Origin of the sequence: Laedolimicola ammoniilytica, assembly GCF_025567165.1 — a bacterium.
Lineage (GTDB): Bacteria > Bacillota > Clostridia > Lachnospirales > Lachnospiraceae > Laedolimicola > Laedolimicola ammoniilytica.
On sequence record NZ_JAOQKC010000024.1, the window covers coordinates 27382 to 48396 of the forward strand.

The window sequence follows — 21015 nt, forward strand, 5'->3', positions numbered from 1 at the left end:
TAAAAAAAGAGGAGAAAAGAAAAAATGTATAAGTTTGACGAGGCAAAGTATCTGGAGATCGGACACAAGACAGCGGCAGATTTGGAGCTGGCAGAAAAGGCGGCAGATGCTGCGGTAGTACACGGTTTTGACAACATTTTTATGGTAGGCGTGGGAGGCTCTATGGCAATGCTTACAGCGGCAAGCGTTGTATGGAAGCAGATGAGTAATACGCCGGTTTATCTGGAGCACGCGGCAGAGCTGATGACCATCGGAAACCGTCAGCTGACAGAAAAATCTCTGATTATTACGGTATCCAAATCCGGAGATACAAAAGAGGTAACAGCGGCTACGGCAAAGCTGAAGGAAAAAGGTTGTTATATCGTGGCATTTACCAGCAGTCCGGACAGCCCGATCGGAAAGAATTCCGATGGCTATGTACCGGTAGTAAAGGCGGATCTTCCGGAGTTCTATTACATGGAGATTTATACCTTCCTGATGCGGATTTTCCTGAAACAGGGAGAAATTTCTGAGGCAGACTATGCACAGTTCAAAAAAGAAGTTGCCATGATGCCGGAAAATATGGTGAAGGTAAAAGAAAAGTTTGATCCGGAAGCAGAAAGAATGGCGGAGGCTCTGAAGAGAGAAAATTACATCCTTTTTGTAGGCGGCGGCCAGATGTGGGGCGAGAATATTGACGAGGCTATGTGTGTGGTAGAGGAAGCACTCTGGGTTCGCACGAAGTCCGTATCCTCCGCGGATCTGTTCCATGGAACTCTGGAGTTGATTGACGATTTAACACCTGTCATTCTGATTAAGGGTGAGGGTCCGGACCGCGCGCTTGACGAGAGAGCAGAGCGTTTCCTGAAGCAGACACCGGCGAAGCTTTTTGTAGTAGATACGAAGGATTATGAGCTGGAAGGCGTAGATGAAAAGTTCCGCTGGATCTATGCTCCGTTTATCGCCTGCAGTCTGCTGATTGACCGCCTGTCCATACAGATGTCCCTGAAGCTGGGTCATGATATGCAGCTTAGAAGATACTATCGCCAGTTTGAGTATTAATATATGAAAAAAGCAGTTATCTTTGATTTGGATGGTACCCTGATAGACAGTGAACTCTTTTACCTGAATTTGCTTCTGGAGTTTCTGAAAGGAAAAGGTATGGTACTTTCTTTTGAGGAAGCCTGCAAGACCGTCGGCGCCCACAATTCTCCCATATGGGAGAATGTGGCCCGGGCGCATGGCGGAAGCATATCAGGAAAGGCGCTTCGTCAGGAGTATAAAGACGAATTTGAGAGAAAGCTCCGGGATCGGGAGCTGGATTACAGTCAGATGCAGTTTGCGGACGTGCTTCCGGTATTGGAAAAGTTGCGTGCAGACGGCATAAGGATGGCCATCGCCTCATCCTCTCCCCATCGGATTATCCGACTGGTGGTCGAACAGCAGAACTGGGGAAACTATTTTTCAGTGCTGGTCAGTGGTGATGATTTCCAGAGAAGTAAACCGGATCCGGAAATTTATCGGTACACGATGAAGCAGTTGGGAACGGCACCGGAGGAGACATTGGTTGTGGAGGATTCCACCTACGGAATTGAAGCCGGAAAAGCAGCAGGCGTAATGGTAGCTGCGAGACGAGATTTACGATTTGGATTTCACCAGGAAAAAGCAGATTGCCTGTTTGATGATATGCGGGAAATACTTCCGAAGATATCAGATAAATATGTCTGAATTGTTATGATTATTATGCAAATATTATAATTCTAAACAATCTCTAAAATATTAGCACTCCTACTTGACGAGTGCTAACAATGGTGCTATAACAGAATCAGAGCAAGGGAGAAGAAAGAAAATAAGAAAAAACCCTTGCGGAACCTCCAGCAGAACTGAAGGGAAGATTAGGAGGAATGATTTATGTTAGTACCGAGTATTTTTGGAGAAAGTTTATTAGATGATTTTGTAAATGATTTTGCATTTCCGTATGCGCCTGCAAAGAAGGTTTACGGCAAAGAGGCAGCGTCCCTTATGCGCACCGATGTGAAGGAGACCAAGACAGGTTACGAGCTTGAGATTGAGCTTCCGGGTGTAAAGAAAGAGGATGTGAAGGCAGAACTGAAGGACGGTTATCTGACCATTACCGCTTCCACCGACAGCAAGAAGGAGGAGAAGCAGGATGGTAAGTACATCCGTAAGGAGCGCTACAGCGGCACCACCAGCCGGAGCTTCTATGTGGGAGAGGATCTCACCCAGGAAGACATCAAGGCCAAATTTGAAAATGGCGTGCTGAAGGTGCTGGTTCCGAAGAAAGAGGAGCAGCCGAAGGTAGAAAAGAAGAGCTATATCGATATTGAAGGCTAAGCGTAGGCCTTTTCGACAGGCAAAAGAGAAGATGGGGATGCGGCTTGGCTGCATCCCCATCTTTGTAGCTGGTAATTATGCAGGCGGAGGTGAGCAGGCATTATGAAACAGGACTATTATGAGGTGCTCGGCATTGGAAAGCAGGCAGATGAGAAAGAGATAAAGCGTGCTTACCGGAAGCTGGCAAAGAAATACCACCCGGACATGAATCCAGGGGACAAGGTGGCCGAGCAGAAGTTTAAAGAGGTCACAGAGGCCTACAATGTGCTCAGTGACAAGGAAAAGAAGAAATTATACGATCAGTTTGGTTTTGCGGCCTTTGACGAGGCAGGCAACGCCCGGGCAGACGCAGGAAGCGGTTTCTACGGAGGAGCGGGCGGTCAGGGCTTTGGCGGCCAGGGAGGCTTCCGTAGCGGCAGCTTCCACACGGGAGACGGCAGCGGCTATCAGGAGTTCCATTATGAAGGCGGCGACATGGGCGATATGTTCGGAGATATCTTTGGCAATATGTTCCATGGCAACGCGGGCGGCCACAGCAGCTTTTACAGCAATGGTTCCGGTTTTGGCGGCTTTGGCGGTCAGAAGGGCTATCGGCAGCAGGCTTCTTATCGGGGCGAGGATTTACACGCGGACATTACGGTCGGCTTTGATGAGGCGGCCTTTGGGTGCGATAAGATGATTCACATTCAGGCAGCAGACGGTACCGGCGTACAGTCCTTAAGCGTGCATATTCCGGCAGGTATTGACGACGGCAAGAGCGTGCGGCTCCGGGGCAAGGGACACCCGGGCTTCGGAGGCGGGGAGAACGGCGATTTGCTGCTGAAGGTACACATTACGCCCAGGGCAGGATATGAGCGGAAGGGCATGGATGTCTATACCACGGCCGATATCCCATTTACCACAGCGGTATTTGGCGGCGAGGCCAGCTTCCCGACCCTCTACGGAAATGTGGTCTGCAAGGTTCCGGCAGGAACCCAGTCCGGAAAGAAGATACGGCTCCGCGGCAAGGGCATCGTCTCCATGAAGAACCCCAATGTCCACGGCGATCAGTATGTAACCATTCAGATTCAGGTACCGACCACACTGACAGCCGAGCAGCGGCAGAAGCTGCATGAATATGAAAATGCCATGAAGCAGGGCGGCAGAAGCGCCGCGTAAGATAGAAAGTAAAAGTCAGAGCCTTCAGAGCGGAAACGTTCCGAGGGCTCTTATTTTCAGCGGCGAAACATAGAAATAACTGTCATTTTTAGTTAAAATGTAAACTGGAGAATAAAAATCCGTTGACAATCCATACTTTTTCTTGCAAATCCCATGACGTTATTATACAATTAAAGGCAGTGCCACGACCGGCGTGCAGCCGGGGACTTATGGTGGAGCGTAGGAAAGAAGATTCAGAAAATGTAAAACTCCAGAAAAAAGGAAATTTCTGGTGGAGTTTGCAGGACAGGTTGAAAATATGGATAAGAAAGAAACTATGATCAAAGCCAAAGATTTGGTTTATGAATACAGAAAATACGATGAGGAAGGCCGGGAGCGGGAGCTGATTAAGGCGGTGAACGGCGTGGACTTCGCGATCGAGAAGGGTGATTTTGTAGCGATCCTGGGACACAATGGTTCCGGAAAGTCCACCCTGGCGAAGCATATCAACGCATTGCTTGTACCCAGTGAGGGAACCCTCTGGGTGGACGGCATCGACACTAGGGATGAGGAGCGGGTCTGGGACGTGCGTCAGAGCGCTGGTATGGTGTTCCAGAACCCGGACAATCAGATCATCGGAACCATCGTGGAAGAGGACGTGGGCTTTGGTCCGGAAAATATGGGAGTGCCCACGAAAGAAATCTGGGAGCGGGTGGAGGAGAGCCTGAAGGCAGTGAATATGCTGAAATACCGTCACCATTCTCCGAATAAGCTGTCCGGAGGCCAGAAGCAGCGGGTGGCCATTGCGGGCGTGGTAGCCATGCATCCCAAGTGCATCGTGCTGGATGAGCCTACCGCCATGCTGGACCCCAATGGCCGGAAGGAAGTCATTCGGACAGTCCGGGCGTTGAATCAGGTGGAAGATATTACGGTCATTCTGATTACTCATTATATGGAAGAAGTCATTTACGCGGACAAGGTCATCGTCATGGACGACGGTAAAATCGTCATGACCGGAACGCCGAAGGAGATCTTCTCCCAGGTGGAGACTCTGAAATCTTACCGGCTGGACGTACCCCAGGCCACCCAGCTGGCGTGGGAGCTGAAAAAAGCGGGTCTTGACCTGCCCGACGGAATACTGACAAGAGAGGAACTGGTGGAAGCCTTATGTCACTTAAATTAGAGCATGTACAATATACCTACAGTCCTTCCACAGCCTATGAGATTCATGCGCTGAAGGACGTAAATCTGGAGATCCCGGACGGTCAGTTTATCGGTCTCATCGGCCACACCGGATCGGGAAAATCCACACTGGTACAGCACCTGAACGGTCTGGTAAAGCCCACCTCCGGCCATATTTATTTTAACGGAGAGGACATTTACGCGGAAGGCTACGATATGCGGAAGCTTCGAAGCAAGGTGGGACTGGTATTTCAGTATCCGGAACACCAGCTTTTTGAAGTGGACGTCTTAAGCGACATCTGCTTCGGGCCGAAGAATCAGGGATTATCGAAGGGAGAGGCGGAAGCCCGGGCTAGAGAGGCCATGCGGATGGTAGGCCTTTCGGAAGAATATGAGAAGCAGTCGCCCTTTGAACTGTCCGGCGGTCAGAAGCGCCGGGTGGCCATCGCGGGCGTACTTGCCATGGAACCGGAGGTGCTGATTCTGGACGAACCTACGGCGGGCCTGGATCCAAGGGGCCGGGACGAGATTTTGGACCAGATAAGCTGGCTTCATAAAGAAAAGGGCATTACCATCGTGCTAGTATCCCACAGCATGGAGGACGTGGCCCAATACGTGGAGCGCATCATCGTCATGAATCAGGGCCAGGTGCTGCACGACGGAGTGCCAAGAGAGGTGTTCCGCCACTATAAAGAGCTGGAGAGCGTCGGCCTGGCCGCACCCCAGGTGACCTATATTCTGCATACCCTGAAGGAAAAGGGATTTGGCGTGGACGAGGACGCTACGACCATAGAAGAGGCAAGGGATACGATTCTGAACGTGTTCCGGGATAAGGTAAAAAAACATGATTAGAGATATTACGCTGGGACAGTATTACCCGGCAGATTCCATATTGCACAAATTAGATCCCCGCGTGAAGCTGGTGACAACCATCGTCTTTCTGATAGCCCTTTTTGTGGCCGATGACTGGGTGGGGTATCTGGTGGCAACGGTTTTTCTGGTGGCTGTGATTAAGCTTTCGAAAGTGCCTTTCCATTTTATGGTAAAGGGTCTGAAGGCCATCTTTTTCATCCTGCTGATTACGATGTTTTTCAATCTGTTCCTGACGCCTGGCGACGTGGTGCTGGTGCAGATCTGGAAGCTGAAAATCACAGATAAAGGACTTCACACTGCTATTTTCATGGCCATCCGACTGATTTACCTGATCCTTGGTTCCTCGGTCATGACCCTGACCACCACGCCCAACGACCTGACCGACGGCCTGGAGAAGCTCATGAGTCCCTTGAAGAAGCTGCATGTACCGGTGCATGAGGTGGCTATGATGATGTCCATCGCCCTGCGCTTTATCCCGATTCTGCTGGAAGAGACGGACAAGATCATGAAGGCCCAGATCGCCCGGGGCGCGGATTTTGAAAATGGCAACCTGATTCAGAAAGCGAAGAACCTGGTGCCCCTGCTGGTGCCGCTGTTCATCTCAGCCTTCCGCCGTGCCAACGACCTGGCCATGGCCATGGAGGCCAGATGCTACCGGGGCGGCGAGGGCAGAACAAAAATGAAGCCGCTGGTCTATGCGAAGCGTGATTATTACGCCTATGGCGTGGTGGCACTCTTTATGGCGGCAATTATTGCAGTGAGAGTGGTATTATGAAGCGCGTGATGCTGATTGTGGCCTATGACGGCACGGATTACTGCGGCTGGCAGGTACAGAATAACGGAGATACGATAGAAGGAGAGCTGAACAAGGCTCTTTCTTCTTTATTAAAAGAGGAGATCACGGTTATCGGCGCCAGCCGGACCGATTCCGGGGTCCATGCCCTGGGAAATGTGGCCGTCTTTGATACGGAGGCCCGGATGCCCGCCGAAAAAATGGCCTACGCTCTAAACAGCCGCTTGCCCGAGGATATCCGGGTACAGCGTTCTTTTCAGGTGGCCGATGATTTCCATCCCCGAAAGGCCAGCTGCATCAAAACCTATGAGTATCGGATTCTGAACCGGGAATTCGAACTGCCCGGAGAACGGCTGAACAGCCACTTCTTCCGGAAGAAGCTGGACGTGGCAAAGATGCGGGAGGCCTGCCTGCCGTTTTTGGGAGAACATGATTTTAAAAGCTTCTGCAGCATTCATACCCAGGCGGAAACCACGGTCCGGACGATCTACAGTCTGGATGTGATAAGAGAAGGGGATATGATACGAATCCGGGTGACCGGAAACGGCTTTCTCTACAATATGGTCCGCATTCTTGCAGGTACCCTGATAAATGTGGGCTTCGGAGTTACAGACCCGGCAGAAATTCCCGGCATGATAGAGGCGCGGGATCGTCAGGCGGCGGGACCGACAGCTCCGGCGAAAGGCCTGACTCTGATAAAAATGGAATATCCGGAGCATCCGGAATTTCCGGGACAGAAAAGTTGAAAAAGTGGTTGACACAACCGCGTTTCTATCATATAATAACTCAATGTGACGTAGTGCGAAAATGTCTGAGCCAAAGCCCCGGTAATGACATATTTCCATAGAAGTTTCAATTTATTTTCAGGAGGAAAACCAATGAAAAGTTACATGGCTAGTCCAGCAACAATTGAGAGAAAATGGTATGTAGTTGACGCTACAGGATATACATTAGGACGTTTGGCTTCAGAAGTAGCTAAAGTTCTGAGAGGTAAGAACAAAGCAATCTTTACTCCGCACATCGACACCGGAGATTATGTAATCGTTGTAAATGCAGACAAGATCAAAGTAACCGGCAAGAAGCTGGATCAGAAGATTTACTATCATCACTCTGATTACGTAGGCGGTATGAAAGAGACCACCCTGCGTGAGATGATGAACAAGAAGCCGGAGAAGGTTATCGAGCTCGCTGTAAAGGGCATGCTTCCGAAGGGACCGCTGGGAAGACAGATGTATACAAAGCTTCACGTATACGCTGGTCCGGAGCACAATCATGAGGCTCAGAAGCCGGAAGTGCTTACATTTTAATTGAGAAAAGGTTAAAGGAGGAAATTTACAGTGGCTAAGTCAAAATTCTACGGAACTGGCAGAAGAAAGAAATCCATCGCAAGAGTATACCTGGTACCGGGTACTGGAAATATCACCATCAATAAGAGAAGCATCGACGAGTATCTTGGTCTTGAGACCTTGAAGGTAGTTGTTCGTCAGCCGCTCGTTGCTACAGAGACAGCAGACAAGTTCGACGTTCTGGTAAATGTTCGCGGAGGCGGATATACAGGACAGGCTGGTGCTATCCGTCATGGTATCGCAAGAGCACTGCTTCAGGCAGATCCGGATTACCGTCCGGTCCTGAAGAAGGCTGGTTACCTGACTCGTGACCCGAGAATGAAAGAGCGTAAGAAGTACGGTCTCAAAGCAGCTCGTCGCGCTCCGCAGTTCAGCAAGCGATAATCGACTGCTCAGACTATATCAAAATGGTTCAAAAAGCCCGGAAAATCAAGGTTTTCCGGGCTTTTGCTATATCTAAACGGGCTGATATGGTTTGACCAAATTTGGCAAAACGAGAGCCGATTTCACCCAAGTTTTAGTGGTTAAATATAGGACAACCGGCAAAAATGGGGTCAAAAAACGGCCTTAGTGGTTAAAAAATAGGACAACCAGAGAGCAATTTCGGGGGTATTTTTGAGGGTGATTTGGCACTCTCAGACACCGGATTTTTCGCTGGAGGGTTTGGCATAATCTGACCAAATCTGAACAATTAAATACGATTCTAATGCAGGCACTCAGTAACAAATAACTGGGTGCTTTTTTGTTTCAGAGATTCCGGCATTAGAAAGGGCCGTCACTTTATGATTTTGAAGTGGCGGCTTTTTCTATTTCCAGAAACAACAGCAACAATCAGAAATGAGGTGAAGTCATGAACACACAAATCATCGCCATCGCCAACCAGAAAGGCGGCGTTGGCAAAACAACAACCTGTGCGAACTTGGGAATAGGTCTGGCACAGGCCGGAAAGAAAGTGCTTCTGATCGACGGGGACCCACAAGGAAGCCTGACAATCAGCTTGGGAAATCCGCAACCGGACAAGCTGCCATTTACACTGTCGGATGCAATGGGCAAAATTCTGATGGATCATCCTATACGCCCCGGAGAAGGTATTCTGCATCATGCAGAAGGCGTTGACCTGATGCCTGCGGATATTCAGCTTTCCGGTATGGAGGTTTCTCTGGTAAACGCCATGAGCCGTGAAACAATTTTACGGCAATACCTGGACACACTGAAGGGACAATATTCCCATATCCTGATTGACTGTCAGCCCTCGTTGGGGATGCTTACGGTCAATGCGCTGGCGGCTGCGAACAGGATCATAATTCCCGTGCAGGCAGAGTATCTGCCTGCCAAAGGACTGGAACAGCTTCTATCTACGGTCAGTAAGGTGAAACGGCAGATCAATCCAAAGCTCCAGATTGACGGTATCTTGCTGACGATGGTGGATAACCGCACCAACTTTGCAAAAGAGATTGCTGCTTTGCTGCGGGACACCTATGGAAGTAAAATCAAAGTCTTTGGAACGGAGATTCCACACTCTGTCCGTGCAAAGGAAATCAGCGCAGAGGGAAAAAGTATTTTCGCCCATGACCCTGGCGGCAAGGTGGCAGAGGGGTATCGAAATCTGACGAAGGAGGTGTTGAAACTTGAAAAGCAGCGCGAAAAAAGTAGAGCTGGCATCGGTAGATGATCTGTTTTCTACGGAGGAGAGCCGTGCCGATGCTCAGAGAGAAAAAGTAGTAGAAATCCCGCTGTCGGAACTGCACCCGTTCAAAAGGCATCCATTCAAAGTCAAGGATGACGAAGCAATGATGGAAACCGCAGACAGTATCAAGCAGTATGGTGTGCTGGTTCCAGCAATTGCCCGCCCTGACCCGGAGGGTGGTTATGAACTGGTGGCCGGACACAGACGGCACAGAGCAAGTGAACTGGCAGAAAAAGAGACCATGCCGGTAATTGTCCGTGATCTGGACGATGACGCTGCCACAATTATTATGGTTGACAGCAACCTGCAACGAGAAAGCCTGCTTCCAAGTGAGAGGGCCTTTGCCTATAAAATGAAGTTGGAGGCTATGAAGCACCAGGGAGAGCGAGTGGATTTAACTTGTGCCCAAGTTGGGCACAAGTCCGATGGTAGAAAATCCAGAGATATTTTAGCTGAACAGGTTGGACAGAGTAAGAATCAAATTCAGAGATTTATCCGTCTGACCGAGCTGATTCCCGAACTGCTGGACATGGTGGATGAAAAGAAAATTGCCTTAAATCCTGCTTATGAGCTGTCCTTTCTCAAAAAGGAGGAACAGGTAAACCTGTTGGACGCGATGGACAGCGAACAGGCTACCCCTTCTCTTTCTCAAGCCCAGCGGCTCAAGAAATACAGTCAGGAGGGGCATCTGACCCTCGATATGATGCGTGTCATCATGGGTGAGGAAAAGAAAAGCGATCTGGACCGAGTGACATTTACCTCTGACACCTTGCGGAAGTATTTTCCTAAAAGCTATACGCCCCAGCGGATGCAGGAAACCATCATCAAGCTGCTGGAGGCATGGCAGAAAAAGCGTCAGAGAGATCAGGAACGATGAAAGGAGCCGCCTATGAAAGATATTTCAGCAAGGGAGCTGAAAGGACATAACATTCTTGCCGTGGAACGCTTTGAGGACAGCACCCGATGGATGATTGAGTTTGTTGTTCTCCATCCGTGTAGTGCTTACGGGAGCAGAGGTGATGAAATGCGTCTGTTTCTTGCAGAGGACAGCTATCAGAATGCTCTCCAAGACCAGCAGCGCCGGAAAATCAAAATCAAGCGGTATGCCCGTGTTGTTGAGGGACACATCCTCGACTTTAAGCCGGGAAAGAAACGCACAAGAAAATATAGAGAAAGTTGAACGCCACAATTCTTTGATTTGGGATTGTGGCTTTTTTTATATCCAAAAGTCGGAAGGAGTGAGGTCGATGGCCGTTTTTCGCATTGAACGGACCCGTGATTATACTGTGATGAGCAATCATCATTTACGAAATGCAAACCTGTCGTTAAAAGCCAAGGGGCTGCTTTCCATGATGCTGTCTTTGCCAGAGGACTGGAATTACACCACCCGTGGTCTTGCAAAGATCTGTAAGGAGGGCGTGGATGCCATAGGCGCTGCGTTGCGGGAATTGGAGGCCGCCGGTTATATTGTACGGCACAAGTTGCGTGACCGGCAGGGACGCATCAGCGATACAGAGTATGTCATATACGAGCAGCCACAGCTTAGAAAACCGGATACGGATTCACCAGATACGGAAAACCCGTATATGGATAAACCGGATACGGAAAAGCCCGCAGAATTAAATATAGAGAAATCAAATACTCAAAAACAAAATATTTATGGATCAAGTACCGATTCCATTCCCTTCCGGGATTGTGCGGCAGATTGTCTGCCGGAATGGAAAGGAAGGGATGCGATGTCACTCACAGAGATAGAGAGTTATCGGGAATTGATTCAGGAGAATATCGGGTATGAATACCTGTGTCAGCAGTATGAAACTTATCGGGAGGATTTGGATGAGATTGTGGAGCTGATCGTGGAAACGGTCTGTGCAAAGCGAAAGACCACCCGTATTGCAGGAAGCGATTTTCCGCATGAAATCGTTCGTTCCAGATTCTTGAAGCTGGATAACTCGCACATTGAGTTTGTCATGGACTGTTTACAGAAGAACACCACGGAAATTCGTAACATGAAGCAGTATCTTCTGACCGTTCTGTTTAATGCACCCACCACGATAAGCAATCATTACACCTCACAAGTAAATCACGATCTGTATGGCGGCTGGTAAATGGTCGCTATTTTTATTGCCCGGAAGTGCCGGGAGAAAGGAGTAAGCATGATGTCTGAGGGAAAGACCATAGGGCAGCTGATGGAAGAAATGCGGGTAAAGGCAGGAGCGCAGAATTATCACGGTCATGGATATATGGACCTCCAGCGTTTTGCGGAGAACACCCGGCACATGATTATTTTTGATGTGCTGACGAACGATTCCCCTGTTGGCTGGAAAGGCGAACGAACCCGCCTGTTCTTGTCGGATACTGGTTATGAAAAAGCACTGGATAGTCAGGAAAAGGGGCAGATTAAGATTTTGAGCCACGCAAAGGTACGTCAGGGCAATCTGCACTATGACCGTTCTGACCAGTTACGCTAAGGAGGGTGATATGAAGCGTTATCTTCTGCGGCGGCTGGTGGTTCCGCCTTAGCAAAAAAAGAGATTCCCTGCAAACTTCGTGGAAAGGAGGCGAGAAAATGCAGGAAGAAGTGGAAAACAGAACTTTGACGCTGGTTGTCAGTGGAACAAAGTTTACCGGCAGAATGTTTAAGGCTGCCATAAGCAAGTACATGGCACATCGCAAGGAAAAGAAGCTGGAAAAACAGAGAAGCCGTGATGCGCCGGTTGTTCCGCATGGAAAACAGACTGTGAAGCAGCTTGTCGGGCAGAATCAGGGAATATCCAACATTGAGATCACAGACCCCTCTATCAAGGAGTTTGAGAAAATCGCCCGGAAATATGGTGTGGATTATGCGGTGAAAAAGGACCGCAGCAGTTCTCCGCCAAAGTACCTGATTTTTTTCAAAGGCCGTGATGCAGATGCTCTGACAGCAGCTTTTACAGAGTACACCAACAAAAAGGTCAAAAAGGCAACGAAAACAGAGCGCCCGTCCGTACTGGCAAAACTTAACCAGTTCAAAGAGATGGTTAAAAATGCTGTGGTGGATCGCACCAAGCGAAAGGAGCTGGAACGATGAAAAAGACATTGGACATCAAAAAGCTCATTTTGCTGAATATGCCGTATATCCTGATGGGACTGTTTGCTACCAATTTTGGAGAGGCATGGCGAATGGCACAAGGGGCGGATGCTTCAGAAAAGTTTCTTTCGCTGGTTGCTGTTCTGCCTGGGGCGCTGCAAAGTTTCTGGCCAAGCCTGCATCCATTGGACTTGTTGGTAGGGCTGTGTTGTGGAGGCAGTCTGAGGCTGGCGGTGTATCTTAAAAGCAAGAACGCCAAGAAATATCGACATGGTTTGGAATATGGTTCGGCCCGCTGGAGTGCATAATTTTAAGTGTAAATGACACATACATGGACGCACAGGAGGTTATGCACATGACTGATTATAGCAAAATTACAGCCCTTTACTCCCGCCTTTCCGTGGGCGACGAGGACAGGGACGGCGGCGAGAGCAACAGCATACAGAACCAAAAAATATTTTTGGAGAACTATGCCAGAGGGCAGCACCTAACCAATATCCGGCACTACATCGACGATGACGAAAGCGGCAGGTTTTTTGACCGTTCCGCCTACTCCCGCATGATGGACGATGTGGAAAACGGGAAAATCGGTGTCTGCATTATGAAAGACCTTACCCGCTGGGGGCGCGACTATCTCCAAGTCGGCAACGCGATGGAGATATTCAGACGGAACAATGTGCGCTTTATCGCGGTCAACAACGGCATAGACAGCGAGAAGCCCGACACGCTGGAGTTTGCGCCCTTTATCAACATCATGTCGGAGTGGTACGCAAAGGACATCAGCAAAAAAGTGAAAACAGGCATTAAGACCAAAGGCATGAGCGGAAAGCCGATTGTCACCGAAGCCCCTTACGGCTATGTCAAAGACCCGAACAACAAGGATTTTTGGATAATCGACGAGGAAGCCGCCGCGGTTGTCCGTTTGATTTTTCGTCTGTTTATCGGTGGGAAGAACCGCAACCAAATCGCCGTGCATCTGAAAAACGAGCAAATCCCTACCCCCACTTTCTATATGAAAGACCGGGGGCGGGGAACTTGTAAAAATAAGACGCTCAACGAGGATAACCGCTGCAAGTGGAACAAAGCCACCTTGACCAATATCCTCACACGGCAGGAGTATTGCGGCGATGTAGTCAACTTCAAGACTACAAAGCATTTCCGGGATAAACATAACCACTATGTAGACCGGAGCCAGTGGCACATCACAGAAAATGTGCATGAGCCGATTATCAGCCGCAGCGATTTTGAAACCGTACAGCGGATTTTGGAAAACGCATCCGTCAGACGCCCCAACGGGGACGGGGAAATCCACCCTCTGTCCGGCTTGCTTTTCTGTAAGGACTGCGGTGCAAAAATGCACATTCGTATTGATTACCGGAACGGCGGCAAGCGCCATGTTGCCTATTGCAGCGAGTACCACAAGGGGAAAGCCAAGAACCCCAAATGCCATTCCCCGCACATCATGGACGCGGACTTGCTCATGCAGACCATCGCGGAAGTGCTGAAGAAAATCGAGGACTATTCCATCAGCAACCGGGCGGAGTTTGAAGTCTTAGTGAAAAAGAACCTTGCCATGCAGCAGACCGACCAGAGCAAAAAGCAGCAGAAGCGTATTCCGCAAATCACGACGCGCCTTGAACAGATTGACAAGGTGCTGAATAAGCTCTACGAGGACAACGCCCTCGGCACGATTCCGCAAGACCGTTATGAGCAGATGTCGCAGAAGTATTCGGAAGAATACTATGCGCTGAAAGCGGAGCTTGCCACGCTCCAAGAGCAGCTGTCCGCTTATGAGAACGCGGGAGGACGGGCGCAGAAGTTTTTGAAGCTGACGGAACGCCATGCTGCCTTTACCGACCTGACACCCGCCATTCTCAACGAGTTTATCAGCCGGATTGAAGTGCATGAGCGCGACCAGAAAAGGGCGAGATACGCAATCCAGCACATCAGCATATATTTCAATTATATCGGCAAGTTTGAGAACGAAGTGACACAGCTTGCAGAGCCGACCGAGCAGGAAATCCGGCAAATGCGGGAGGAAATCGAAGAAGCCAAAAAGGAAAAGAGCCGCGCCTACCACCGGCAGTATTCAAGGGAGTACCGGGCGCGAAACCTTGAAAAGCAGCGGGAGTATGACCGCATGAAAGCGCGGGAATACCGGGCAAGGAGAAAGGCGCAGGCAGCCGCCGCACAGCCCACACAGTAAAACAGAATAACCGTCAACCAAGAGGGATTTTCCGAGTTACGGGAAATCCCTCTTTTGCACCCGGAGAAAGGAGCCGCCTATGGCAGAACAGACCCCCGACAATATCATCACGACCCAGAGGAACGGGCAGACCATTGTTGCGGAGTTATTTTTCAATCACAGCAGCACAGAAACATTCCGCGACAAGCTGCTCAAACTGGTGCTTGCCGACAGTACGCGTTTATCCGCGTCTGACGGTCAAGAGCCGGAAAAAACAGAAATCTTGCGATAACAGCCGCCCCGACGAACCATTCCCTGTCCGGGCGGTTTCTATTTGAAAATCCTCATTTTCCCCAAGTCAAGAGCCGGGAAAAACACCCGAAAAATGCCCCTATTGCGTAACAGGGGCGCAGAAAGGAGAGTTTATGAGAACAGGGCTTACGAAGCAGGAAAAGACCACCGATATTTGGTTTGACGAGAAAGACCCGCTGATCCATATCCGCACCCACAACACCGACCTAAAGAAACGGATGCTTGCATACAGCCGCCGCTACCCGGAGAACTGCAAGCAGACCGACACCGACCCGGAAACGGGCTGCATGGAGTTTGACATTGAGAAAGGCCGTTTCTCTTTCCGTCTGACCGCCCCATACAGCGAGGAACGGCGGGAAGCAGCGCGGCAATATGCCAGAGAAAACAGCACTACAAACTTGTTGAAATAATGTGGATTTGTTCATGTTCTTGTGCTATACTTTTCTCAAAGGCACAGAATGGCAGATATAAATTCGTGGGAGAAAAAATATGAAGAAGCATAGAAAATGTAAAAAGATAATAATAGCTTTTGTAACAGTGTTGTTTATAGCATTTGTTGCAGTAATTGGGCTACACAAAACAGGGATTTATCGTTTTGATTTCTTAAAGGACATCTATAAAAAAATTGATTTTCAACTAAGTACGAATGAGCTTAACATTCCGCAGGACGCTCTTTCATTTTCTGTTTATGATATTGAGCAAGAAGAATATTTATTTTACGAGGGTGATAGCCAGTTGCCCACTGTCGCAAGTTTGGCAAAACTATTTGCCATTGATTATGCTTTGGGAAAAGTAGATTTGGAAGATATTGTTGAAGTAAATCAAGAGGTATTAGAACTTGTTCCGGCGGGTTCATCTTTAGCAAATCTGTATGCTGGGGAATACACAGTTAAACAAATCATGGAGGCTATGCTTGTTCCTTCCGGAAATGACGCAGCCTATGTGTTGGCATATCATATCGCTAAAAACGAATTAGGCGAAGGTTATACAGCAACGGAATATATAGATTATTTCATGACAGAACTTAGTGAGTATTTAATCGAAGCAGGCTATTCCAAAACAAATTTATATAATGACCCAAGTGGCGCGTCTATGCAAGCTGACTCTCATTTAGATGACATTAACCGCGTAGCGTTGAAGCTCCTTAACTACGATTTTGTTAAAGAATGTATTGGAAAAAGCGAATTTTCAATTCAAACTCCGCAAGGTGAATTTACATGGAAAAATACAAATGAATTTTTAGATGAAAATTCACCGTACTATAATGCAAATGTTAAAGGAATGAAAACAGGAACAATGGCATCTTCCTATAACATTGTTGTTCTGTATGAAAAAGATGGAAAAGCATATTTAATTACCTGTTTAGCGGCACACTCAAATGAGGGGAGATATAAAGCGGTACAGTCTGCTATCAACACGATTATTGAATAATGATGATGAAATATCCCGTTTAAGTAAAGTGTCAAAACAATAAGGGTAAGATAAAACAGCACACAATAAAACTTAATACCCACCCAAAAGGGCAGCCGAGAAATCGACTGTCCTTTTTCTATGCCGACAGGCAGAAAGGAGCGGCCACCCATGACGAAACCGAGAGAGAAAACCCGTGAGGAGCTGCAAGCCGAGATTGAGGACGGGAAGAAGAAAATCCGGCAGTTTGAGAACCGGGAAAAGATGTTGCGTCAGAAGCTATCCAAAGAAGAACGCAGAACGCGCAGCCACCGCCTTATCGTCCGGGGCGCAGTCTTTGAAAGCATTGTGCCGGAAGCAAAGAACATGACCGACGAGGAAGCCGCAGCACTTCTCCGGCTTGCCTTGACGAGTGAACCAGCGCGGGAATATCTGAAAAAACGAGCCGGGGGAACGACAAGCTGAAAATCCCTTAGGAACTAAGGGCGCACTTATACACCCTTGCGGGCGTGTGCGCTCTGCCGAGGGCTTATCTCCGCACAGGGAACTTTCCCCGCGCTACGATATGGCGGCTTTGCCGCAACAAGGGGCTGCACCCCTTGCGCCGCTTTGCGGCTATCCCTGCACACCCACAAAAACAGTACACCCGCCGTTGGCGTCTGTACCATTTTTGCGGGTTTTATTATCCTATCCGGGAGGTGATACCCATAGCCATTTACCATTGGAACATCGGCATTGTGAGCCGAGGAAAAGGCAAATCAGCCGTTGCCGCAGCCGCCTACCGAAGCGGTGAAAAGCTGACAAACGAATGGGACGGAATGACCCATGACTACACCCGCAAAGGCGGCGTTGTCCATACAGAGATCATGCTGCCGCCCCACGCGCCACCCTCATTCTCTGACCGTTCAACCTTGTGGAACAGCGTGGAGCTTTACGAGAAAGCCGGGAACGCCCAGCTTGCGCGTGAGATTGACGCAGCGCTCCCCATAGAATTATCCAGAGAGGAACAGATCCGGCTTGTCCGGGAATACTGTTCCTCTCAATTTGTTTCCAGAGGAATGTGCGTTGATTATGCCATTCACGACACCGACAAAGGCAATCCCCATTGTCATATCATGCTTACCATGCGCCCCCTTGACGAGCGCGGCGCATGGGCGGCGAAGTCCAAAAAGGAATATGACCTTGACGAAAACGGCGAGCGTATCCGCTTGCCAAGTGGCAGATACAAAACCCACAAGGTTGACCTTACAGGCTGGAACGACAAGGACAACACCCTCTTGTGGCGCAAGGCATGGGCTGACTTTACCAACGACTTTTTGGAGAGGAACGGAAGCCCGGAGCGTATCGACCACCGCAGCAACGCCGAGCGCGGCATTGACGAGATACCCACCGTCCACATGGGCGTGGCGGCTTGCCAGATGGAGAAGAAAGGTATCGCCACCGAGAAAGGCGCACTGAACCGCAGTATTCAAAAGACAAACCGCCTTATCCGGGAAATCCGGGCGCAGATTGAGAAACTCAAAGAATGGATTGCCGACCTGTTCAAAGTGTGGGAAACCGCCCCGAAGCAGCCGCCGCAAGCTCCCAACCTTGCAAATCTGTTGATGAAGTATTTGAGCGTTCAGAGAGAAAAGAGCCGGAAGTATTCGCAGCGTTGGCAACAACAGCACACAGCCGATGAACTGAAAACCATAGCGGCAGCGGTCAACTATCTCTCCGAGCATGGCATCTCTAATCTTGACGAGCTGGACGCTTCTCTTTCCTCTGTCAGTGATAGAGCCTATTCAATCCGGGCAGGAATGAAAACCGCCGAGGAACGCATGAAGAAGCTACAAAAGCTAATTGAATACGGGAAGAACTACACAGAGTACAAGCCCATTCACGATGAACTGAAAAAGCTGCAAAACGGCTGGACAAACAAGCGCGACAAGTACGAGGAAGCCCACCGCGCCGAGCTGACCCTATGGAACGCAGCAAGTCGCTATCTCCATGCAAATCTGCCGAAAGGAACAAAGACCTTGCCTATTGCGGAATGGGAACAGGAATATGCTGACCTCAAAACACAGAGGGACAGCGATTATACCAAACTGAAAGATACCCGCACCAATGTTTCAGAGCTTCAAAAAATCCGCAAATGCGTGGATATTGCACTCCGCGCCGACCAACCGGAGCAGACGCAGAGCCGCACCAAGCGGCATGAACAGGAGCGATAAGAAAAAGGACGGGCAAGCGGTTTTGCCTGTCCGTCCTAAACACTTTCCGATAAACTGGAATTGGGTTAGTTAATCGGTGGAGCAGAAGGATTGCTTACCTTGTAGTAGCTCCCACCAATGATAATATATGCTTCGCTACCTCTATCTTCGTAGGTAAAAGCACTTTCACCTTTCACATAGAATTCATAACTTTCCGAGCCTTCTACTGCTTCTGGCTCATCGCAAGCAGTCAGCTTCAAATCATAGAACCAGTTAATAACAGGGGTTGTAGATAAATCATTGGAGTCATATTCCTCTGAACCAATTTCAAATGCAGTTTCTTCTCCTTGTGAGTAGAAAGACACTGTAATCATTGTTGTAGGTTCGGGGAAAGAATACACTTCTGAAGCACTAACAGCCTTTTGATTGCAACCGACCAAACCTAACACACAAACTAATGCTAAGACAAGTGTTATCAACTTCTTCATACAATCACACTCCTTTGTCAAATTCAAGTTTGTTGACTTTATTTTACTTCAAAACTATGAACAATTCAACCACAGAAAGAGAGGTATTAACCATGTATTACACCCAAGAACAGATAGACCGCGCCAACCAAGCCGACCTTGTTTCTTTCCTGCAATCACAGGGCGAGCAGCTTACCCGTGCCGGAAATGAATACCGCTGGAAGCGGCACGACAGCCTGACCGTCCGGGGAAACAAATGGTACAGGCACAGCCAGAGTAAGGGCGGTGCACCCATTGATTTTGTCATGGAGTTTTTCGGCAAGAGCTTCACCGAAGCCGTTGAACTGCTGACAGGCGAAAAAGGAGCCGCCCCGCCGCCGGACAGACCAAGCCCCACACCCTTTTCTGATTTCCGACTGCCACCCCGCAGCCCCGACAACTGCATAGCAAGGAATTACCTCACAGCAGCCCGCCGCATTGATGAAGATGTGTCGGGCTATTTCTTTGCCACCGGGGATATTTACGAGGAAGCCGCCCACCACAACGCCGTATTTGTGGGGCGTGACAAGGACGGAGTACCACGCTACGCCCACCAGCGCAGCACAGCCGGGAACTTACGGCTTGATGTGAAAGGAAGCGACAAAGCCTTTAACTTCTGCTATCGGGGCGAGGGCGAAAGATTGTTTGTCTTTGAAGCCCCTATTGACCTCTTATCTTTTCTCTGTCTATTCAAAAAAGACTGGCAGAAGCAAAGCTATCTTGCGCTGGGTGGCGTGGGAGATAAAGCCCTTATGTGCTTTCTCTCTGACCGCCCGAACATCAAGACCGTATATCTCTGCCTTGACAGCGACAAAGCCGGAAACGACGCTTGCAGCCGCCTTGTGAAGCTCATGCCGGAGGGCTACACCGTCCACCGGCTTATCCCTCTTTTCAAGGACTGGAACGAGGTATTGCAGCACCGGGCGGAAATCACAGACGGGAAGTATTTGCGGGAAGCAGTCTACGGCTTGAAAGAGCCACCGCAGGAAGAAACCGTTGAGATTATCCGCATGAGCGAGGTGGACACACAGACCGTCGAATGGCTATGGGAGCCGTATATCCCCTTTGGGAAAGTAACCATTGTGCAGGGCAACCCCGGCGAGGGCAAGACCACCTTTGCCCTACGCCTTGCCGCAGCCTGTACCACTGGCGGGACGCTTCCGGGCATGAAGCCCATACAGCCGTTTCAAGTGATTTATCAGACCGCCGAGGACGGTTTGGGAGATACCGTCAAGCCACGCTTGATAGAAGCCGAAGCAGACCTTGACCGGGTACTTGTCATTGACGAAGCCAAGCAGGAACTTACCCTATCGGACGAGCGTATCGAGAAAGCCATTGTGCAGACCGGGGCGCGGCTGATTATCCTTGACCCCATACAGGCGTACATGGGCGAAAAAACCGACATGAACCGGGCGAACGAAGTGCGCCCCATGTTCCGCCGCCTTGCCGATGTTGCCGAGCGTACCGGGTGCGCCGTTATCCTTATCGGACATCTCAACAAAGCTGCCGGAGGGCAGAGCGCATACCGGGGCTTAGGTTCTATCGACTTCCGCGCCGCAGCAAGGAGCGTCCTGCTGATCGGGCGCGTGAAGCGAGAACCGAATGTGCGGGTAATCGTCCATGACAAATCTTCCCTTGCGCCGGAGGGCAAGCCCATAGCCTTTTGCCTTGACCCGGAAACAGGCTTTTCGTGGATAGGCGAATACGACATCACCGCCGACGAGCTGCTGTCCGGTGCGGGCGGCAACAACGCCACCAAAACCGAACAGGCTGAAAGGCTGATACTTGACCTGCTTGCAGACGGGAAAGAACTTGCCAGCGAGGACATTGTAAAAGCCGCAGCCGAAGCCGGAATATCCGAAAGGACGGTACAGAACGCCAAGCGCAACATGGGCGGCATTTTAGGCGCAAGGCGTGTCGGCGGTCAATGGTACAACTTCATCAAGAAGAAGCAGCCACCCGAACCCGCAAGCTGAAAGTGCAAAACG

At 49.6% G+C, this 21015-nt stretch carries 24 protein-coding genes and 1 pseudogene; 24 read left to right on the forward strand and 1 reads right to left on the reverse strand.

Features of this window, described 5'->3' with window-relative positions:
- Positions 1 to 24: 24 nt before the first annotated feature.
- The 23 genes and pseudogenes from OCV63_RS14380 to mobQ all read left to right on the forward strand — a co-directional run bounded on the left by OCV63_RS14380 (position 25) and on the right by mobQ (position 18542).
- Positions 25 to 1041 (forward strand): SIS domain-containing protein, encoded by a 1017-nt coding sequence (locus OCV63_RS14380; protein ID WP_158364997.1) that lies wholly within the window; start codon positions 25 to 27, stop codon positions 1039 to 1041.
- A gap of 3 nt (positions 1042 to 1044) precedes the next feature.
- A complete protein-coding gene (locus tag OCV63_RS14385; protein WP_158364999.1) occupies positions 1045 to 1707 on the forward strand; it encodes an HAD family hydrolase in 663 nt (220 codons plus the stop codon).
- 183 nt (positions 1708 to 1890) lie between these two features.
- Positions 1891 to 2334 (forward strand): Hsp20/alpha crystallin family protein, encoded by a 444-nt coding sequence (locus tag OCV63_RS14390; RefSeq protein WP_158365001.1) that lies wholly within the window; start codon positions 1891 to 1893, stop codon positions 2332 to 2334.
- A gap of 102 nt (positions 2335 to 2436) precedes the next feature.
- On the forward strand, positions 2437 to 3492 hold the full coding sequence (locus tag OCV63_RS14395) for a DnaJ C-terminal domain-containing protein (RefSeq protein WP_158365003.1): 1056 nt from the start codon (positions 2437 to 2439) through the stop codon (positions 3490 to 3492).
- Positions 3493 to 3790: 298 nt separating this feature from the next.
- On the forward strand, positions 3791 to 4654 hold the full coding sequence (locus tag OCV63_RS14400) for an energy-coupling factor transporter ATPase (RefSeq protein ID WP_158365005.1): 864 nt from the start codon (positions 3791 to 3793) through the stop codon (positions 4652 to 4654).
- Positions 4639 to 5505 (forward strand): energy-coupling factor transporter ATPase, encoded by an 867-nt coding sequence (locus OCV63_RS14405; protein ID WP_158365007.1) that lies wholly within the window; start codon positions 4639 to 4641, stop codon positions 5503 to 5505. Before OCV63_RS14400 ends, OCV63_RS14405 begins: the two co-directional genes overlap by 16 nt.
- Positions 5498 to 6301, forward strand: a complete 804-nt coding sequence (locus OCV63_RS14410) for an energy-coupling factor transporter transmembrane component T family protein (protein ID WP_158365009.1) — start codon at positions 5498 to 5500, stop codon at positions 6299 to 6301. The genes OCV63_RS14405 and OCV63_RS14410 overlap by 8 nt, the downstream gene beginning before the upstream one ends.
- Entirely contained in the window at positions 6298 to 7065 is a 768-nt protein-coding gene (gene truA, locus OCV63_RS14415) for a tRNA pseudouridine(38-40) synthase TruA (RefSeq protein ID WP_158365011.1), read from the forward strand. The genes OCV63_RS14410 and truA overlap by 4 nt, the downstream gene beginning before the upstream one ends.
- Before the next feature lie 132 nt (positions 7066 to 7197).
- On the forward strand, positions 7198 to 7626 hold the full coding sequence (gene rplM / locus OCV63_RS14420; protein ID WP_158365013.1) for a 50S ribosomal protein L13: 429 nt from the start codon (positions 7198 to 7200) through the stop codon (positions 7624 to 7626).
- 30 nt (positions 7627 to 7656) lie between these two features.
- Positions 7657 to 8049, forward strand: a complete 393-nt coding sequence (gene rpsI / locus OCV63_RS14425) for a 30S ribosomal protein S9 (RefSeq protein WP_158365014.1) — start codon at positions 7657 to 7659, stop codon at positions 8047 to 8049.
- A 466-nt stretch (positions 8050 to 8515) separates the two neighbouring features.
- A complete protein-coding gene (locus tag OCV63_RS14430; protein WP_008396279.1) occupies positions 8516 to 9337 on the forward strand; it encodes a ParA family protein in 822 nt (273 codons plus the stop codon).
- The gene (locus OCV63_RS14435; RefSeq protein WP_118374268.1) at positions 9294 to 10229 is read left to right on the forward strand and encodes a ParB/RepB/Spo0J family partition protein; all 936 of its coding nucleotides are present in this window, start codon (positions 9294 to 9296) and stop codon (positions 10227 to 10229) included. The genes OCV63_RS14430 and OCV63_RS14435 overlap by 44 nt, the downstream gene beginning before the upstream one ends.
- Before the next feature lie 12 nt (positions 10230 to 10241).
- The gene (locus tag OCV63_RS14440) at positions 10242 to 10532 is read left to right on the forward strand and encodes a DUF5720 family protein (protein WP_118217502.1); all 291 of its coding nucleotides are present in this window, start codon (positions 10242 to 10244) and stop codon (positions 10530 to 10532) included.
- Between the two features lie 67 nt (positions 10533 to 10599).
- A complete protein-coding gene (locus tag OCV63_RS14445) occupies positions 10600 to 11460 on the forward strand; it encodes a DUF6017 domain-containing protein (RefSeq protein ID WP_117751524.1) in 861 nt (286 codons plus the stop codon).
- Positions 11461 to 11511: 51 nt separating this feature from the next.
- Positions 11512 to 11823, forward strand: a complete 312-nt coding sequence (locus OCV63_RS14450) for a DUF5720 family protein (protein ID WP_118374283.1) — start codon at positions 11512 to 11514, stop codon at positions 11821 to 11823.
- Positions 11824 to 11921: 98 nt separating this feature from the next.
- Positions 11922 to 12422, forward strand: coding sequence for a PcfB family protein (locus tag OCV63_RS14455; RefSeq protein ID WP_007886614.1), 501 nt, complete (start codon positions 11922 to 11924; stop codon positions 12420 to 12422).
- Positions 12419 to 12721: pseudogene (locus tag OCV63_RS14460) on the forward strand (recombinase); the annotation flags it as partial. The gene OCV63_RS14455 and the pseudogene OCV63_RS14460, both read left to right, overlap by 4 nt.
- Before the next feature lie 56 nt (positions 12722 to 12777).
- Positions 12778 to 14628, forward strand: coding sequence for a recombinase family protein (locus OCV63_RS14465; protein WP_330587118.1), 1851 nt, complete (start codon positions 12778 to 12780; stop codon positions 14626 to 14628).
- A gap of 79 nt (positions 14629 to 14707) precedes the next feature.
- On the forward strand, positions 14708 to 14899 hold the full coding sequence (locus tag OCV63_RS14470; protein ID WP_112091126.1) for a transposon-encoded TnpW family protein: 192 nt from the start codon (positions 14708 to 14710) through the stop codon (positions 14897 to 14899).
- Between the two features lie 133 nt (positions 14900 to 15032).
- Positions 15033 to 15329, forward strand: a complete 297-nt coding sequence (locus OCV63_RS14475) for a hypothetical protein (protein ID WP_158365019.1) — start codon at positions 15033 to 15035, stop codon at positions 15327 to 15329.
- Between the two features lie 79 nt (positions 15330 to 15408).
- A complete protein-coding gene (locus OCV63_RS14480; protein ID WP_158365021.1) occupies positions 15409 to 16350 on the forward strand; it encodes a serine hydrolase in 942 nt (313 codons plus the stop codon).
- A gap of 150 nt (positions 16351 to 16500) precedes the next feature.
- A complete protein-coding gene (locus OCV63_RS14485; protein ID WP_158365023.1) occupies positions 16501 to 16794 on the forward strand; it encodes a DUF3847 domain-containing protein in 294 nt (97 codons plus the stop codon).
- A 233-nt stretch (positions 16795 to 17027) separates the two neighbouring features.
- A complete protein-coding gene (mobQ, locus tag OCV63_RS14490) occupies positions 17028 to 18542 on the forward strand; it encodes a MobQ family relaxase (RefSeq protein ID WP_158365027.1) in 1515 nt (504 codons plus the stop codon).
- A 65-nt stretch (positions 18543 to 18607) separates the two neighbouring features.
- Here mobQ and OCV63_RS14495 read toward each other — a convergent pair whose 3' ends face one another.
- The gene (locus OCV63_RS14495; RefSeq protein ID WP_033121559.1) at positions 18608 to 19009 is read right to left on the reverse strand and encodes a hypothetical protein; all 402 of its coding nucleotides are present in this window, start codon (positions 19007 to 19009) and stop codon (positions 18608 to 18610) included.
- A gap of 92 nt (positions 19010 to 19101) precedes the next feature.
- Between OCV63_RS14495 and OCV63_RS14500 the strand changes: the two genes are divergently transcribed.
- Positions 19102 to 21003: an AAA family ATPase gene (locus tag OCV63_RS14500; protein ID WP_158365025.1), complete on the forward strand. Its 1902-nt coding sequence runs from the start codon at positions 19102 to 19104 to the stop codon at positions 21001 to 21003.
- The last annotated feature ends 12 nt before the right edge of the window (positions 21004 to 21015 follow it).